This window comes from Streptomyces sp. 8N706 (genome assembly GCF_052245415.1).
In the GTDB taxonomy this organism is placed as follows: Bacteria; Actinomycetota; Actinomycetes; order Streptomycetales; family Streptomycetaceae; genus Streptomyces.
This window is the reverse complement of the sequence record NZ_JBQQBW010000144.1, coordinates 1-14,427: the sequence shown is the minus strand read 5'-3', so window position 1 is coordinate 14,427 and position 14,427 is coordinate 1. Positions and strand designations below refer to the sequence as shown.

17 protein-coding genes, 1 tRNA gene and 1 pseudogene are annotated in these 14,427 nt (G+C 67.5%); 13 read left to right on the top strand and 6 right to left on the bottom strand.

Annotation, left to right across the window (positions count from 1 at the left end):
• Positions 1-607 precede the first annotated feature (607 nt).
• The 5 genes and pseudogenes from ACTWQE_RS31105 to ACTWQE_RS31085 form a co-directional block, all read right to left on the bottom strand.
• Positions 608-1,069, bottom strand: a complete 462-nt coding sequence (locus ACTWQE_RS31105) for a PPC domain-containing DNA-binding protein (protein WP_443332426.1) — start codon at positions 1,067-1,069, stop codon at positions 608-610.
• Between the two features lie 28 nt (positions 1,070-1,097).
• Entirely contained in the window at positions 1,098-2,078 is a 981-nt protein-coding gene (locus ACTWQE_RS31100) for an asparaginase (RefSeq protein WP_443332425.1), read from the bottom strand.
• Positions 2,079-2,113: 35 nt separating this feature from the next.
• A complete protein-coding gene (locus ACTWQE_RS31095; protein ID WP_443332427.1) occupies positions 2,114-3,511 on the bottom strand; it encodes a hypothetical protein in 1,398 nt (465 codons plus the stop codon).
• 75 nt (positions 3,512-3,586) lie between these two features.
• Positions 3,587-3,808 (bottom strand): annotated as a pseudogene (locus ACTWQE_RS31090) (helix-turn-helix domain-containing protein); the annotation flags it as partial.
• A gap of 213 nt (positions 3,809-4,021) precedes the next feature.
• Positions 4,022-4,402 carry a GntR family transcriptional regulator gene (locus tag ACTWQE_RS31085; RefSeq protein WP_443332424.1) on the bottom strand — a complete coding sequence of 127 codons (381 nt, stop codon included), beginning with the start codon at positions 4,400-4,402 and terminating at the stop codon, positions 4,022-4,024.
• A 146-nt stretch (positions 4,403-4,548) separates the two neighbouring features.
• Here ACTWQE_RS31085 and ACTWQE_RS31080 point away from each other — a divergent pair, with 146 nt between their 5' ends.
• From ACTWQE_RS31080 to ACTWQE_RS31025, 12 genes are all read left to right on the top strand, one after another.
• Positions 4,549-4,896, top strand: a complete 348-nt coding sequence (locus ACTWQE_RS31080) for an SCO3933 family regulatory protein (RefSeq protein ID WP_443332423.1) — start codon at positions 4,549-4,551, stop codon at positions 4,894-4,896.
• A 5-nt stretch (positions 4,897-4,901) separates the two neighbouring features.
• Positions 4,902-6,260 (top strand): FtsK/SpoIIIE domain-containing protein, encoded by a 1,359-nt coding sequence (locus tag ACTWQE_RS31075; protein WP_443332422.1) that lies wholly within the window; start codon positions 4,902-4,904, stop codon positions 6,258-6,260.
• 333 nt (positions 6,261-6,593) lie between these two features.
• A complete protein-coding gene (locus ACTWQE_RS31070) occupies positions 6,594-7,250 on the top strand; it encodes a DUF2637 domain-containing protein (RefSeq protein WP_443332421.1) in 657 nt (218 codons plus the stop codon).
• 6 nt (positions 7,251-7,256) lie between these two features.
• Positions 7,257-7,451: a hypothetical protein gene (locus ACTWQE_RS31065; protein WP_443332420.1), complete on the top strand. Its 195-nt coding sequence runs from the start codon at positions 7,257-7,259 to the stop codon at positions 7,449-7,451.
• A gap of 24 nt (positions 7,452-7,475) precedes the next feature.
• Positions 7,476-7,784 (top strand): hypothetical protein, encoded by a 309-nt coding sequence (locus ACTWQE_RS31060; RefSeq protein ID WP_443332419.1) that lies wholly within the window; start codon positions 7,476-7,478, stop codon positions 7,782-7,784.
• 90 nt (positions 7,785-7,874) lie between these two features.
• The gene (locus ACTWQE_RS31055) at positions 7,875-8,081 is read left to right on the top strand and encodes a hypothetical protein (protein WP_443332418.1); all 207 of its coding nucleotides are present in this window, start codon (positions 7,875-7,877) and stop codon (positions 8,079-8,081) included.
• Positions 8,075-9,616, top strand: a complete 1,542-nt coding sequence (locus tag ACTWQE_RS31050) for a DNA cytosine methyltransferase (RefSeq protein WP_443332417.1) — start codon at positions 8,075-8,077, stop codon at positions 9,614-9,616. The genes ACTWQE_RS31055 and ACTWQE_RS31050 overlap by 7 nt, the downstream gene beginning before the upstream one ends.
• Positions 9,613-9,930 (top strand): hypothetical protein, encoded by a 318-nt coding sequence (locus ACTWQE_RS31045; RefSeq protein WP_443332416.1) that lies wholly within the window; start codon positions 9,613-9,615, stop codon positions 9,928-9,930. The genes ACTWQE_RS31050 and ACTWQE_RS31045 overlap by 4 nt, the downstream gene beginning before the upstream one ends.
• Positions 9,927-10,358, top strand: coding sequence for an ASCH domain-containing protein (locus ACTWQE_RS31040; RefSeq protein WP_443332415.1), 432 nt, complete (start codon positions 9,927-9,929; stop codon positions 10,356-10,358). Before ACTWQE_RS31045 ends, ACTWQE_RS31040 begins: the two co-directional genes overlap by 4 nt.
• On the top strand, positions 10,351-11,721 hold the full coding sequence (repSA, locus tag ACTWQE_RS31035; protein WP_443332414.1) for a replication initiator protein RepSA: 1,371 nt from the start codon (positions 10,351-10,353) through the stop codon (positions 11,719-11,721). Before ACTWQE_RS31040 ends, repSA begins: the two co-directional genes overlap by 8 nt.
• Complete coding sequence (locus tag ACTWQE_RS31030; RefSeq protein WP_443332413.1) at positions 11,718-12,020, top strand: helix-turn-helix transcriptional regulator; 303 nt, start codon at positions 11,718-11,720, stop codon at positions 12,018-12,020. The genes repSA and ACTWQE_RS31030 overlap by 4 nt, the downstream gene beginning before the upstream one ends.
• Positions 11,978-13,282 (top strand): tyrosine-type recombinase/integrase, encoded by a 1,305-nt coding sequence (locus ACTWQE_RS31025; RefSeq protein ID WP_443332412.1) that lies wholly within the window; start codon positions 11,978-11,980, stop codon positions 13,280-13,282. Before ACTWQE_RS31030 ends, ACTWQE_RS31025 begins: the two co-directional genes overlap by 43 nt.
• Before the next feature lie 70 nt (positions 13,283-13,352).
• On the opposite strand, the gene ACTWQE_RS31020 is transcribed toward ACTWQE_RS31025, so the two are convergent.
• Positions 13,353-13,426: transfer RNA gene (locus tag ACTWQE_RS31020), tRNA-Pro, on the bottom strand.
• A 168-nt stretch (positions 13,427-13,594) separates the two neighbouring features.
• Between ACTWQE_RS31020 and ACTWQE_RS31015 the strand changes: the two genes are divergently transcribed.
• Positions 13,595-13,885 carry a YiaA/YiaB family inner membrane protein gene (locus ACTWQE_RS31015; RefSeq protein ID WP_443332411.1) on the top strand — a complete coding sequence of 97 codons (291 nt, stop codon included), beginning with the start codon at positions 13,595-13,597 and terminating at the stop codon, positions 13,883-13,885.
• The last annotated feature ends 542 nt before the right edge of the window (positions 13,886-14,427 follow it).

Sequence of the window (14,427 nt, the reverse complement as noted above, 5' to 3'; positions counted from 1 at the left end):
CGGAGCTCCCTCGAACTGCGACTTCGACACTCACAGTCCGACAGGGGCTCCGTTGCCACGTCAACCCAGCCCATCTCCGCCCTTGACACGCCACGTCCCCCGGCTAACTTCCCGGTCTTGGGCTTTACCCTGGGTAAAGCCGCGGAGCCGTCCGTCCCCACCCCCGGCCTGGTCTTTTCGCCCCCTTGTGGCGCGGGCGGGCGACGACGCGCGGCCCCGGTGGCGTAGACATGGAGGGGCAAGCGCGTCGGCGACCGGCCGGCGCGCCGCGCCCTTGGCGCGGCACCTCTGATCGCAGCATCAGACTGCTACGCAGTTCAGGAGGCCGGGAAAGCAGACGCCCCAAGCGTCAACTGTGGTGTTCTCCCGAGCTTCCGCCGTACTCCCGATGGGACGGTGCCTGGAGTCGTTGAAGCCTTCTGGGGGCCACTCGAGCGCATGGCGGGTGAGGGGTAGAAGCCACCCGTGTGGCCGAGCTGCGTGGCGGCGGCTGGGCTGGCAATGATCCTCGCTCGCTGACCGAACTCCAGGTCGGGCAGCGAGCGCAGCGAGCCTTGATGATGTAGGGAAAGTCTGTCCGCGCTGCTGCTGCGGCAGCGTGTGCAGCTCATGCACCGAAGGTCAGCAGGGGGACGTTGTAAAGGTCCGGATTCTGCGGACGGGTCATGACCGGTGAGATCACCTCGACCACGAGCATCTCGACAAGGAATTGCACCTGGCCGCTGAGCAGATGACTCGTGTGCCCGTTGGCCGAACGCGCCTTCTCTCCGAGTGACGTATGGATGTGCGGCAGCACGGTGTCCGTCTCGGCGTCGTACGCGAGAGTTCCGCATCCCATCGCCTCGACCCCGGTCAAGTGGACCTTGCTCCACACTGGGGCCTGTGGGTCTTCCAACTTCTCGCACGCGCCGACGATCTCGGCCTCGGCGAAGCCCGCGATGAACATGGGGATGTATCCGTGCCGAACGCCGTTGCTGCGGCAGAACTCGGCGAGCGTGGGAAAGAAGTCGTCGCCGTGGTCGAAGGCGACCCCGAAGGTTCGGCCGGTGGTCAACTCGTAGCTGCGCAAGACAGTCCTCTCGGGATGTGGGCGTCGGTCAGTGGATGCGGCTGAGATGCTCTGCGATCTCGCTGTGATCGGCACTTCGCATCAGCAGGAGCTGGAGAAGAATCCGCGCCTTGATCGGCCCGAGGGTGTTGGCCGCGAGGAGCCCACGGGACAACAGATCGGCTTCTGATCCGGGGAATCCGTAAGTATCGGTCAGGACAGGTCCGGCCCCGGTGCGCGTCGCCAGGATCACCGGCATCTCCTTGGCAAGGTCTGCCAACGCATCGACGCACCCCATAGGCACATGCCCGGCGCCGAAGGCGGCAACAACCAAGCCGTCGACCTGCGCTCCGATGGCACGCAGTACGACCCCATCATCTCCGAGTCCGATGAGCGCGACCGCGGTCCGGGCGTCGTTGCTGAGTTGCTGGCGCGGGATCTTCGGCTCTTCGGTCGGCTGGCTCCAGATCCGTACTCGGTCCTCGGCAACGTAGCCAACCGGTCCTGGGTAGGACGTGAACGCCGTAGGGCTGGTGGCGTGAGCCTTGCGTACCCAACGGGCGGCGTGGATCTCCTCGCCGAACACGACCACGGCCCCGGTCCCCCGGGCCTCGCTGCTGGCAGCGACGCGGACGGCAGCAAGCACATTGGCCGGCCCGTCGGCGCCCGCCATGCTCGCGTTGCGCATCGCTCCCGTGACCACGATCGGCATCTCGGCTGGGTACACGAGGTCGATCAGGTACGAGGTCTCTTCGATGGTGTCCGTGCCCTGCGTGATCACCACGCCGTCCACATCGAGCGCTTCGATTTCCTCGACGAGATCGAGTAGGTCGCGGAAGGCCAGTGACGCACCGGGCAATCGTCGGAAGTCGTGGACCTCGATCGCGACACCGGTCTCGGCGAGACCTGGTACGGCTGCCACTAGATCACTGGCTGAGAGCGTCGGGGTCGCACCGCCCGCATCCTGCGAGGTCATCGCGATGGTGCCACCGAGTGAGAACACCGCAACGCGTCGACGCGTGTCCGTCATCTGAGCCTCCCTCTTTGTGGTTTGCGGCTTGCAGGCTAGCTGTCGATCGGCAGTGCACCGACGTACGAGCAGGCCGCGTCGAGGCCGGCTGCTGATACGAGTCGGCTTCGGGACTGGATCAGGCCCGATGTCCCGTACTTGCCGAGCTGGGCGCATCGATGGATCATCCAGGTCCAAGGAAGATCGAGGTAGTGCGCCAGGGCGCGCAGACGTTCCGACGCCGTGGGCGCCTCGATGATCGAATCTGCTGCAACATCGCCTGCGGCGTTGGTGAATGCACGGACGATCGATGTCCGTCCGGTCACGTCGACATGCCACATGCCGTCGCCTCGAACCCAGTTGGCGATGATCGCCTCCTTGTTGGGCGAGACAACGAACCCTTCGACGGCTTCGTATGACGCGTCCGTGGTGAACTGCGCATGAATGCCGAGAGACTCCATGAGCGCCACAGCCAGGAAGAGCAAGATCCGCTCATGTCGGGGTGAAGCTTCAACGATGGCCTCGGGCACGCAGAACGTGCGTGTACTCGGCCCTCCCAGTGCCTGGGTCGTCGCTTGAAGGTACGGGTACTTGTGATCGAAGATCAGCCACGCACTGGCTTCCTCGCCACGCTGCTCTCGGGTCCAGAACGCCGGTAGCTCCGGCAGGTCGGGCAACGCCTTGAGGATGTGGCGCGCGCAGAAGTCCGATCCGAGCCACATGTGGGCAACGGAGTTGAGTCCCGGCGCGGCTTCCCGGCTTACGGCTGACGAGGACAGACGGTCGTACCGTTCGAGATCGGTCCGCGTCTCGGCCAAGTCCTGATCGTCTGCCTGCAATGCATCGTCGTAGTTGGAGACAGCCCAGAGGATGCCGTAGGTCAGATCGTCCAGCTCGTAGGCAAGGGGTGCAGTGACCTCTTGGATGCCTGCGGCGCGACTCAGGCGCCCTCGGACGTTTCGACCATCGAGCAGATAGAACTCGGGCGAATCGTCGCTGCCCGCAGCTCCAATGAGCAGGCCACGTCCAGGGCGGTCCAGGAAGCTGCCGGCGCGGCGTTTGTCGGGGATGGAGACGAGTGCCCGGCCGCCATCGATCCGAGCGGGGTGCAGTTGCAGCGGGATGTTGGCACCGAGCATCGAGTGTCCCCCCGGCATGAGGGCAGTCCAGTCAACTCCGAAGTCGGGTACTGGGCGGGAGAGTCGTAGGTCGGGCCACTTCGAGGTCACCAATCTGGCGAACCCAAAGGGATCATCTGCTGCGCTCACTCCGGGAGAGAGGCCGTCGAGACCGGCGGCGCCGCTGGCAGTCCCTTGGCTGAGTAATGCGGCAGCACTGCCCACGAGAAACGATCGTCGATTGACCTCGGCCCACACGTTGCCCTCCTCATCTATCCGCAGCTTCATCGTGCCTGCGGAGAGGGCGCCCTGGAGATCGAGAGAGGAAGTGTCCACATGGTTTGACTGCTTGGCTGACCGTGTGCGTCCGTCAAGTCGCTGGGCGTCTGCAAGATCCCATAGCCGAGTCAAGATCCCGCCAGTGCCAAGGACCTCGTCGCAGCCTTCAACCACTTCCCGTGATGGGAAGCGCTTTGCGCCCTCTACCTTGCTTAACGTATCGCCGCTGGTGAAGACTCGCGCGCCAACCTCGTCCTGCGAGAGTCCGCGAACCTCGCGCCAGTGCCGAAGTTCCGCGCCGAGAAGATCCTGAGCAGACCTGGTAGGAGTGAGCTTTCGGGGCTCCTGGGCCAAGATTCATCCCTCCCATGTGGACAGTTCCCCGGCCGATCTCGTGTCCACATCCGGTCCATGGCGATGTTGCGACTACTGGGCGTCAATGGATGCAAGCCCGCTAGCCAGGGGCGGAGCATCCAGAGACGGAGTGGTTAGCCATGACACGGACCCAAGATCAGAGACAGGCTCTGCTGCGCCGGATGAGTGTCATCCGAGCAGAGTTGGACGAACTTAATTGCCGGATCGGTCAGTTCGAGAGCTCTTTGGGAACACTGCGGCTTCGATCGCTGCCATTCGACCTGAAAGATCCTGGATCGCGCTCTGGATCTCACCGAGTTGGGCGGCAAGGGCATCGTCGTCGACGCCTTCCGGCTGCTGATCCTGGCCGGCGGGGCGGACGAACACCCCCTTCCCTTGTTGCCCAACGACGAGACCCTCGGTGCGAAGAACGCTGATCGCGGCCTTGACGACGCTCGCTGACACTCCGTACTGGCGACCGAGTTCCGCAGTCGACGGAAGCGGCTCCTCGGGCGTCAACAGGCCCTGCTGGATCTGCTCGCGCAGGTTCCCGGCGATCTGGAGATAAGCGGGTACGCCGGTCTTCTCGATCATGTCCACTCTCTTCGCGGTCGTCACAGAGTCCAGCTTCGCGGCAATTCGCCCAACTAGGCAAGCCAAGAACGCCTTGACAACTAGGTATGCCAAGCCGACTATGTACGTACACACACACACCCTCGATCCCTTCTGGGAGGCAAGCCATGCGTCAGATCCCCGTGGACACCGCCGCAATGACGGTGATGCTCATCCAGGCCCCTGAGCCGAAGGTCAAGAACCGGGAGACCGGAGAGGTCGCGATCGACAAGCAGTCCGGTAAGACGCTGTTCAACGTGAGCGTGGCCGTGATCGTGGACGGCCGCCCGGACGCGCTTACCATCGTGGTCTCCGAGGACGGCATTCAGCCGGACCTGTTCCCCGGAGCGCCGGTGGCCCTGCCCGGTCTGGTGGCCCGCCCGTGGGAGAACGATTTCGGGCACGGCATCAGCTACCGCGCCACCGCGGTCATGGCGCAGCAGGTTCCGGCCGCCGCCGCCAACGGCAAGGGCTGACAGCCATGTCTGGAGCAACACTCTTAGCCCTGGTGGTGATAGTCACCGCCCTGCTCCTGGTGGCCCGCGTCAAGGCCCCCGCCGTGTACTGGACTCTGGTCGGTCTCCCGGCCGCCCTGTACCGGGTCCTCTCCTCCTACCGTCAGACGATGGAAGCCTGCGAGCTGACCGTCGCCCCGCCCTGGTGGAAGGTCTTCGCCCATAAGCTCTCTGCCGGCGAGCAGGTGGCCCGCCCGGGAATCCCGAGGATTCGCGGTGTCCGCCCCACCAGCACCGGCCTCCGCCTTCGCCTGCGGCTTGCTGCGGGGCTGGCACCAGAAGACGTGGTCAAGTCGGCCGAACGGCTGCGCCACGCCTGGGGCATCTACTCGGTCCACGTCTCTGAGGTCAAACCCGGCGTGGTCGACCTGCGCCTGACCGGCTTCGACATCCTCGACCACGTGCGCATGCCGCGCCGGCTGCCTACCGGACCGCTCTCCGCGACGGTCGCCCTGCGGGAAGACGGCCTGCCCTATGTGCGGAACTACCAAGACATCCCTCACGCCCTCACGCTGGGTGCGAACAAGTCGGGTAAGTCGATGTTCCAGCGCTGCCTGATCAAAGGTCTCGCGCCCCTGGATGTCGCCCTGGTCGGCATCGACTGCAAGCGCGGCGTGGAACAGAGTCCCTTCGCCCCCCGTCTCTCCGCGCTTGCCATCACACCCGATCAGGCCGATGGGCTGCTGGACGCCCTGGTCGTGGAGATGGAAGAGCGCTTCGACCTGCTGTGCCTGCACCAGGGCATCGCCCCGGGCACCCCGCTGGAGGACATCACCTCCGACATCTGGGGCCTGCCGCGCAAGCTGCGCCCAGTTCCGATCGTGGTGTTGATCGATGAGATCGCCGAACTATTCCTGATCACCTCCAAGGCAGACACCGCGCGCCGGGACCGCATGGTCACCCAGCTCGTCCGCCTCGCGCAGCTGGCCCGCGCGGTCGGCATCTACCTTGAGGTGTGCGGGCAGCGCTTCGGCTCCGAGCTCGGCAAGGGCGCAACCGCCCTGCGTGCCCAGCTCACCGGCCGCGTGGTGCACCGCTGCAACGACCAGCAGACCGCCGAAATGGGCCTGGGCGACATCAACGAACTCGCCGTCTTCGCCGCGACCAACATCGCTCCCGAGCGGGCGGGAACCGCCATCGCCGGTGACTCCTCGGGCGGCTGGTCCCGCATCCGCACACCCAAGACGACGCTCGGTGAAGTCGCCACGGTATGCCGCGAGTTCGCGCACCTCACCCCGCAGATCCCGGCCTTGGACCCGTTCCGGCCACAGACCGCGATCCCCGCACCGGCGGCCGTAGCGCTCGCGTCTCCCAGCGGCCCGTAGTTCCTCGTTCCACACCGGTTGGCGTGACCGCTTCGCGCCAGGTCCCTACCCCCGCCATGCCCGAAAGGAGAAACCCGTGACGGCACCCAAGCGCGCCGCCCGCCGACCGGCCCAGAGCAACCCAAGCCGTGTCCGGACTGCGCCACCGGTCAGGTCTCCGAAGCCTTCAAGGTCGGCACCCGCAGCAAGCGCGAGAGCACCGACCGGCAGGAAGCCCTCTGCCTGACCTGCTTCGGCACCGGCCAAGCCCCCGACCCGAGCTGAACGCCCGCGTGCCGGGCGGCTGGTCGCCTGCATCCCTCCCGGCCCCGGCCTACAGGAAGGAGAACCGAGATGCGCCGCTACCTCGCCCGGATCGATGCCGTGCTGGTGCAAGCCGTGATCGCCGGTGCCCTGTCCTTCGCCCACCTGCACGACATCGCCGCCGCTGCCGGACAAGACGGCTGGAAAGCCTGGGCCTACCCCATCAGCGTCGACCTGCTGCTCGTCGCGGCCTGGCGACGGCTTCGCATCCTGCGTAGCGATGGCGGCCCGACCCGCGCTGCGTGGACCTGGTTCACCGTTGCCCTGGCCGCATCCCTCGGTGCGAACGTCGCGACTGCGGGCCTGCTCGACCTGGACGACGTCCCCGCATGGCTGCGCATCCTGGTGGCCGGCTGGCCCGCCCTCGCCTTCCTCGGCGGCACCCTTCTCGTCCACACACCCACGCAACCGCGCGCCAAGTCAGCCCCGGACGCCGAACCGGCCTCGGATGTCGCCGTCATCCGCGACCAACCCGCCCCGGTTCCGGCTCACGAGAGCGAATCGGTTCCGGCGCTGCCGCCCGCCATCCCGGTGCCCGCCGCGCTCCTCGCGCACGCCCGCAAGGTCGGCGACGCACACCACACCGCCACCGGCACGCCGATCGACCCCGCCACGCTGCGCGCCCGCCTCGGCGTCGCCCCGCAGCTCGCTGACGCCATCGCTCTCCAACTCACCGGAAAGGACTGACCGGCCGTGAATGTCGAACTGCCCCTGGTTCTCGTGGTCGCCGTATTCGGCTACTTCGGGATCAAGCTCATGCGCCCGCCGACCTGGCTGATCGTCGTGCTCCTCCTCGGCGGCTTCCTGCTCGCCGACACCTTCCTTGCCCCGGCCATCGAGTCCGGCACCCGGACCGGTGTCGACGTCGTCAACGGCACCACCAAGTGACCTGATCCGGAAGGGAGAACCACCGTGATCCGTCCCGATGCCCAGCTCCGAAGCGGACACATCCCGGCCGACTTGATCCCGCCGGGCGCCGACCCTCAATCGGTCGTCATCGTCCACACCACGCCCCGTTCATGGGTCGGCCCGGTGGTCCTGATCCTCGTGGCCGCCATCGGCGTCTGCGGCCTGGTCTACATCACCACCGTGGCCGTGCTGTCCCTTGTGCAGGTGGCCACCACGACCGCAGTAGCGATCAAGGCTGCGGTTCCCACCCTCATCGGCGGCGGCGGACTCATCACCCTCGCCCTGGAGGTGCCCAAGCCCCCGCGCAAATGACCGGCCCCCGGGCGGCCTCAACCGCCAAGCATCCGCCGTCCGGACGGCCCAGCCCCTACCCGATCACTGAAACCGGAAGGAACTCCCATGATGCCCGACCGCACGGCTCGCGCTGCCCGGATCTGCCCCGACTGCGACGGCTTCCCCACCGTCGCCGTCACCACCGGCACCCGCAACCAGGACGGCACCCGCACCACCCTGCCCGTCATCTGCCCAGCCTGCCATGGCACCGGCACCGCCCCCCGCTGGCTCGTCACCACGGGCACCTCGACGGTCAAGGAGGGTGTGTCGTGCTGACCTACATCGACTTCTTCGCAGGCGTCGGCGGCTCCTCCCTGGGCTCCGCCTCAGTCCCGGGTGTCGCTCCGGTCCTGGCGGCCAATCACTGGGACCGTGCGATCGCCTCGCATTCGGCGAACTTCCCCGACGTCGACCACTTCAAAGGTGATCTGCACGACGCGGACGTGGCCCGCTTCCCGGCCGCTGATCTGTTCTGGGCTTCTCCGGAGTGCCCGCAGTGGTCCAACGCCCGGGGCAAGCGCCGCGACTTCGATAAGCAACCCGACCTGTTCGGCGAGACGCTGCCCGATCCGGCTACCGACCGGTCCCGTGCCCTGATGTGGGATGTTCCTCGCTACCTGGACTCGTGCGCCCGGCGTGGGCGTCCGGTGCTGGCCGGCGTGGTCGAGAACGTCATCGACGTGCGCGCCTGGGACCTGTGGACCACCTGGCGGGCCCAGATCCGCGCGATCGGCTACGAGACCAAGCTGATCGCCTTCAACTCGATGCACGCCCGTCCGGTGCGTACGGTCTTCGCGCCTCAGTCCCGCGACCGGCTCTATCTTGCCTACTGGCACCGCTCGTTAGGACGGGCCCCGGACTGGAACAAGTGGCTGCGCCCGCATGCCTGGTGCCCGGTCTGCGAAGTCCAGGTGAGTGCGGTGCAGGTGTTCAAGAACCCGCGCCGGGACATGGGCCGCTACCGGCAGCAGTACCTCTACCGCTGCCCCAACGCCCGCTGCCGCAGCTCCGTCGTCGAACCTGACGTTTTGCCCGCTGCAACCGCGATCGACTGGACTCTGGCGGGCAAGCGCATCGGCGACCGAACGGAACCGCTCGCCGCCGCCACCATGGCCCGCATCCGCACCGGACTGGCCAGGTACGGCACCCCGACACTCGTCCCGGCCGGTGACACCTGGCGCACCGAACCGGCACCGGTCACAGACCCGATGCCCACCCGCACCACCCGCGAGAACGACGCCTTGGCTCTCCCGCCTCTGCTCGTGCCCGTGGAGGGTCGCGACGGCAAGCAGGCCGCACCCGCCTCGGTGCCGCTGCGCACCCAGACCGCCCGCAACGAAACCGGGCTGGCCTGGCTGCCCTATGTGATCCCGCTGCGCGGCGGCGGCGACAAGGAACGCGCCCGACCCGTCACCGACCCGCTGGCCACCGTCACCGCCTCCGGCAACCACCACGGCCTGGTCACCGGACCCGGCTTCGCCTCCGAGGACGCTGCCTTGCTGGTGCCGTACTACGGCAAGGGCAAGGCCCAGCCGGTCAGCGAGCCGGTGGCCACGCTGACCACTCGTGACCGCTACGCCCTGGCCACTGGGACGACGACCGCGGTGGAGGACGTGTTCTTCCGGATGCTGGAGCCGTGCGAGATCGGCCGCGCCATGGCCTTCCACGAGGCCTATACCGTGCTGGGCAACAAGCGCGAGCGCGTCCGCCAATTCGGCAACGCCGTCACACCGCCCGTCGCCGAAGTCCTCGTCTCCGCCCTTGTCGAGACCGTCACCGGCAGCCCGCTGGAGCGGCAGGGGTCGGCATGAACGAGATCGAATGGAACGCACTCGGCACCCAAGCGGCCGTGCTCGCAGCACTGGCCCGCTTCGCCCAGACACACCCGGACCTGCCCGGCGGCTACATCACCACAAGCAGCATCACACCCAACGAAGCCCGCGTTCTGCTCGACAGCGCCAGCGACTTGGAAGCGTGGCGCGAAGCCCTCCACATCGACACCAACGACGTCACCCTCAGCGCGCTGAATAAGCGCACCAAGATGGAGTTCACCACGCAACTGGGACGCTCCACGCTCGGCATCTACGCGGTGTTCTCGCTCGCAACCGAGGCGGTGAGCGCATGAACACCCCCGTCCCCGCTCCCGAGGTCCTCGCGCTGACCGTGTGGCAGCCCTGGGCAAGCGCCATTGCCTACGGAACCAAGCGGATCGAGAACCGCACCTGGCCCACCGATCACCGAAGCCTGGTTCTCATCCACGCCGGACGCACCACCGACCCGAACGCGAAGGACGCGCCGCTGGCCCGGCCGTTCCTGCGTCGCCCCTTGCCTCGGGGTGCCGTGGTCGCCGTTGCCCGCCTGGAGGGCTGCCACGAGGACGACGGGTGGTGCACGCTCTGGTCCGCCCGCGGTAGTTGGCACTGGCGACTGTCCGCCGTCGTCCCGCTCGCCGAGCCGCTGTCGTGGCCTGGTGCGCGTGGTCTGTGGACCCCGCCTGCTGGGCTACTGGCCTCCCCGCTCCTCGCTGCTGCGCTGGGGGCTGCCTGTGGCTGACACGCTGGATCCGACCACCCTGGGCGACCTGCTCAGGGTGGCTTCGGCCCCCGACTTCGACCGCTGGCAAGACCAGATCAAGAGGACCGGCGGATGCGCCCAGCCCATCCACCTCACCGGCTGGTCCCTCACTCGGGACAAGAGCACCGGCCAAGTCCTGCATACGTACTCGACCCAGGAGGAGCCCGGCGGCCGACTGCGCATCGCCTGCGGCAACCGCCGCGCCTCCCGCTGCCAGCCCTGCGCCTACCTCTACGCAGGCGACGCCTACCGCCTCGTTCGTGCGGGCCTGGCCGGCGACGACACGATGAACATCCCCGCCGCCGTCCGGGAGCGGCCCCGGGTCTTCGCCACGCTCACCGCTCCCTCCTTCGGGCGTGTGCACAACATCCCCGAAACCGGTCGCTGCCGCTGTGGCACCCGCCACCGGAAAGAGGATCCCGCCCTGGGCACACCGCTCGCCCCCGACACCTACGACTACGCCGGTGCAGTGCTGTTCAACAACCACGCAGGCGAGCTGTGGCACCGGTTCATCAACCGGCTCCGCCGCGAACTCGCCGCAGCCGCCGGGCTCACCCAGAAGGCCTTCAAAGAATCAGCCCGGCTCTCGTTCAACAAGGTCGCCGAGTTCCAACAGCGCGGGGCCATCCACTTCCACGCTGTCATCCGCATCGACGGACCCGACGGGCCCGACACGCTTCCACCGAAGTGGGCCACGACCGAACTGCTCACCGACGCGATCCGCAAGGCCAGGAAGCATCCCTACACCACCGTGCCTGTGCCCGCAGCCGACGGACAGCCTGCACGCTCCCTGTGCTGGGGCCACAAACTCGACGTCCGGCCCATCACGGCGTTCGACACCGACGACATCACCGAACAGAAGGTCGCCTCCTACGTCGCCAAGTACGCCACCAAAGCAGCCGAGACCACTGGCACCCTCGACCGCCGCATCGGCGAACTCGGCGAACTCGACCGGCACCAGGTGCCCGACCATGCCCGGCGGCTGATCCGCGCCTGCTGGAACCTCGACCCGCTCTACCCCGACCGCAGACTGCGGGCCTGGGCCCACATGCTGGGCTTCCGCGGCCACTTCCTCACCAAGTCCCGCCGCTACTCCTCCACCTTCGGCGAGCGGCGCCAAGTGCGCGCCGACTACCGCGCAGCCGAACAACGCCACGCCCTCGGCTTACCCGAGCCGGACACCACGCTGGTGCTGGCTGACTGGCACTATGCCGGCCACGGCCACACTCCCGGCGAATCCGTCCTCGCCGCCTCCATCGCCGAAGACATCCGCCTCAACCGAGAAACAGCCCGAGAAGCCATGCAAGACCTCAGCCAGAGAGGGAGGAGGGAGCAACGGTGAAACGCACCCTGACGACTACTCAGCTCACTGCACTGCTGGCGACCGTGGACCGCCTCGCTGGTGCTGGCTTCAGCGGAGAGGCAGAGAGCCCAGACCTGCTGCACGGCGGTTGGTACACAACGGAAGAGGTCGCGGAACTGCTTGGTGTCGATGCCTCGACGTTGCGTCGTTGGCGTACCTCCTCGCCGCCGCAAGGGCCGCCTTTCGTGCGGCTGACCTCGCGCGTGACCATGTATAGCGTGGCTGACGTTGAGGCGTGGCTGACCGCATGCCGTGTCGTTCCCGGGCAGGTGGCATGACGGGTCAACAACTGCTTCCAATCGGGATAGCGCTCTCGGTCGACATCGAGTGTCGCGAGGATCGCCGGACGCCCTATCGCGCCCGGGTCCGCTGGGTCGATCCGGTCAGCAAGAGGCGGCAGTCACGGTCGGAAGCATTCCGCACCGACGCAGAGGCACAGACGTGGATCGCCCGTATGCAACGTCTCGCAGGGCGCGGAGTCAGCCCAGCGACCGCCACGACCACCCTTGCCGAGTACGGCGAGTTGGAATGGGATGTCGCCATGCGGGGCCTGGAGGCCAAGACAATGCACCCCTACCGCGCCGGCTGGGACCTCCGTGTCGTTCCGGCGCTCGGCCATCTCCAAATCCCCATGATCACCCATGGTGTGGTGGATCGCGTGGTCCATGGCTGGATCGCGGACGGTGAAGGGCGTTCCACGGTCAAGAACACCTTGGCCGCGCTGGTCCGCGTCATGGAACAGGCCGCGCGTGACGGCATCGTGGACCGCAATCCGGCACGAGTCACCGGCTGGCAGCGACAGTACAAGCTGGCGGAGGACGAACTGGACGATCCGCGCTCATTGGCGTTGCCCGACTGGGCCGCGCTGGATGAGCTGGCATTTGCGCTCGTCGTCCGGTCAGCCGATGAATACGGGGGCTGGGGTGATGTGGTGCGCTTCGCTGCATGCACCGCGGCCCGGATCGGGGAGGTCTCCGGCGTCCGTGCTGGCGACATTAACCGCGAGGCATGGACGTGGGAGGTCTGTCGGCAGACCACGACGGCTCCCGGTGGGCTGGTCGACAAGGGCACCAAGGGCAAGCGCCGCCGGACCGTGCCGATCATCCCCGAGATTCGTCCCATGGTCGCCGCGCGACTGGACGCGGTCGGCCATGACCCCATGAACCGGCTGTTCACCGGTCCCCGCGGCGGTCGGATCACCACTGCGGTCCTGCGGGATGCCACGCACTGGGATGAGGTCGTGGTCAAGCTCGGGTACGAGCACCTGCGGCGGCATGACCTGCGCCACACCGGCCTGACCTGGATGGCAGATGCCGGCGTCCCGCTCCACGTGCTGCGCAAGATCGCCGGGCACGGCTCGCTCACCACTACGCAGCGCTATCTGCATCCCGATCTTCGGTCGGTTGATCTGGCGGGCAAGGCGCTCAGCGCGCACCTGGCGGCCGGTCGCGGGGCCCCCGCAGCTGACGAACCAGCCCCGCCTGGTCCCCAGATGGTCCCCACGGAGCCGCCGAAGCGGCACCTCCGGGTCGTTAAGTGACCGCGCTCCGTGGTACGCGAAAGCCCGCCGACCTGGAGTTTTTCTCCAACTCGGCGGGCTCTGTACACCGTCGGGACGACAGGATTTGAACCTGCGACCCCTTGACCCCCAGTCAAGTGCGCTACCAAGCTGCGCCACGTCCCGGTGCCCGTGCGACCTGGGGCTTTCCCCCGGCCGACCGCGCACGAGAACAATACCGCACTTCAGGGGGTGGCTGCTCACCCCCCGCCTCCCTCGGAGGGGCTGGGCGGGTCGGACCGGATGAGTACCGCTACTCATGCGCGGGCGAGTCCCAGGGGCGAGCCTACGGTCATGAGCAGACCAATTCAGCCGTCGACGACCACGGCCTTCTTCGCACAGGCGGCGATCTCTTTCGGGATCGCCCTGGCAGCGGTGGCGTACGGCATCACCAAGCTGCCCGTCGGTGCCTGGGAGCGGGGGTTTCTCGCGCTTGGGCTGATCTTCGTCGTGACGTCGAGCTTCACCCTGGCCAAGTGCGTACGAGACCGGCAGGAGGTGGAGGAGGTGACGAGCCGCGTCGACAAGGCCCGGCTCGACAAGTTGATCTCCGAGCATGACCCGTTCGATGTGACGAACGTCTGACCAGGGCGTTCGGGCCGATACCGTGAGTTGCGGCCACACGTGAGGACGTTCTTGGGGCCCGCCCAAGCCTCCATTCCAGGGGTGGGTCCCGGAAGAACGGATCGGGTAGCAAGCGCGCCCATGGTCGTCGCGGGCGGGCTCCTTGCGGTGCGTTCCGGGAAATGGCGAACGCAGCGGGCCGCCCTGGCGGTGGCTCCCTGTGCGGCGGCGAAATCAGCGCGGTGGTTGCTGCACCGCGCCCGCGAACTGCTGCGCCACCGAGCGCTCTGCGACGATCACTGATGGTGACGATTCCAGCCGCGGGGGCAGTGCCCCGGGTCGCCGCAGACTGTCACCGACAGCCGTGCCGACCGGCGTCGGCTTGGCTCTTCCGCGCGGGCTCCCTCTCTCCGCCGCAGCCGGGAGAGACTGCCGGGAAGTGGGCAACCTCGAGTGTGCGGGCACCTCTCCTCGTAGCCGCTGCCAGTGTGACTGGAGCGTCGGGGCTGGCATCTCAATGCAACGGGGTCTGTGCCCCCCGTCGGGCCGGACGACAGCTTCTC

Coding starts and splice junctions, on each gene's coding strand:
- ACTWQE_RS31100 (WP_443332425.1), bottom strand. CDS start 2,078: ATGACGGACACGCGTCGACGCGTTGCGGTGTTCTCACTCGGTGGCACC.
- ACTWQE_RS31085 (WP_443332424.1), bottom strand. CDS start 4,402: ATGATCGAGAAGACCGGCGTACCCGCTTATCTCCAGATCGCCGGGAAC.
- ACTWQE_RS31080 (WP_443332423.1), top strand. CDS start 4,549: ATGCGTCAGATCCCCGTGGACACCGCCGCAATGACGGTGATGCTCATC.
- ACTWQE_RS31075 (WP_443332422.1), top strand. CDS start 4,902: ATGTCTGGAGCAACACTCTTAGCCCTGGTGGTGATAGTCACCGCCCTG.
- ACTWQE_RS31070 (WP_443332421.1), top strand. CDS start 6,594: ATGCGCCGCTACCTCGCCCGGATCGATGCCGTGCTGGTGCAAGCCGTG.
- ACTWQE_RS31055 (WP_443332418.1), top strand. CDS start 7,875: ATGCCCGACCGCACGGCTCGCGCTGCCCGGATCTGCCCCGACTGCGAC.
- ACTWQE_RS31045 (WP_443332416.1), top strand. CDS start 9,613: ATGAACGAGATCGAATGGAACGCACTCGGCACCCAAGCGGCCGTGCTC.
- ACTWQE_RS31040 (WP_443332415.1), top strand. CDS start 9,927: ATGAACACCCCCGTCCCCGCTCCCGAGGTCCTCGCGCTGACCGTGTGG.
- ACTWQE_RS31015 (WP_443332411.1), top strand. CDS start 13,595: ATGAGCAGACCAATTCAGCCGTCGACGACCACGGCCTTCTTCGCACAG.